Origin of the sequence: Luteolibacter pohnpeiensis, assembly GCF_016595435.1 — a bacterium.
GTDB lineage: Bacteria > Verrucomicrobiota > Verrucomicrobiia > Verrucomicrobiales > Akkermansiaceae > Luteolibacter > Luteolibacter pohnpeiensis.
The window spans coordinates 1-1,089 of the sequence record NZ_JAENIJ010000128.1 but is presented as its reverse complement, the minus strand read 5'-3'; the positions used below and the strand labels follow the sequence as shown (position 1 = coordinate 1,089).

Here is a 1,089-nt window from a genome sequence, read left to right as displayed (position 1 = left end):
AAATCAGAACGGCAACGACCAGCATCGGCAGAAACGGAATGGGGAATGGCATTCTTCCTTTCATCGTGGTGGCTCTGATATTTTTGCAGAACGTCGAAGTCCACACATCCGCTACCGGGAGCGCGCTTCCGATTCTGGTTGAGGTTTGTGGTCACCCTCCGAATCCGACTCGGAACGGGTAGCGGATTGTGGTGCGACGCCTTGTTCTCCGGTCTTCTTTCGGTGCTTGGTAGCGGCGTCTTCATCGCCAAAAACCCTTCCGTGGCGCCAAATACCGATCGACCAGGAAAAGCGGGCTATCTCTACGGGCGGATCTAGGAAAATTGCTCCATTCTTCTTCATTGCCTCAGCGTCTAGTTCCTCTTTCCGAAGGATCTGGTAGTCGCCGATCGGGTTCCCGAAGGTCGCCAAGCAATACCTCTCATCTCCTCCGATCTCCTTCAGGACAATTGTGTCCCACCCCCATCCCGGCTGAACCGCGACCACCTTTGCACGGAACGGTTGTTCAGGAGTGATGCGATCCTCACTCCACAGCTCTTCTGCGCGTAGCTCTGAAAATGCTGACATCAGCAACATCGAAATTGCGAGCGAACGGAGCATCATTTTTTGGAGAACAGTATAATTCGTTCTGACTCATATTGAATATAGCGATTTCATTGTCAATGGTGTGTTTGATTGGAGTTTGTAACGTGCTGATCAATCGTTTTTTGTGCATCTCGTTCAGAAACTCTGAATTCTTGGATCGTAAAGATTTCAGGGTGGATTTGGGAGTTGGATATGCAGCTTGGAAATATCCCGTACGATCCAAAATATCAGGAACAGTTGATGGTTCGCTGATCGCAGGGACCACTCGGCCAAGTGGCCTCTAGGGTTTGTCCTGCCCACGATTGCGGCATGGCTGACAAGAAAGTGGAAATCCGGTTCGAGACGCAGGCGGACACGAAGGGGGGCGAAGGATGCGGAAAAGGCTCTGGATCAGGTGAAGGATGCTGCAGATGACACTTCATCGGCGGTGAATCAGGTGGGCGCGGCTGCGGATGAAACCGGTGATGAGCTGAAACTCCCCGAAGCGAAGCAAGGGACGAAGTC

The 1,089-nt window shown here is 52.2% G+C and carries 1 protein-coding gene; it reads right to left on the bottom strand.

Annotated elements, in window-relative coordinates; genetic code table 11:
• Positions 1-111: 111 nt before the first annotated feature.
• Positions 112-567, bottom strand: a complete 456-nt coding sequence (locus JIN85_RS20525) for a hypothetical protein (RefSeq protein ID WP_200274367.1) — start codon at positions 565-567, stop codon at positions 112-114.
• Between the last annotated feature and the right edge of the window lie 522 nt (positions 568-1,089).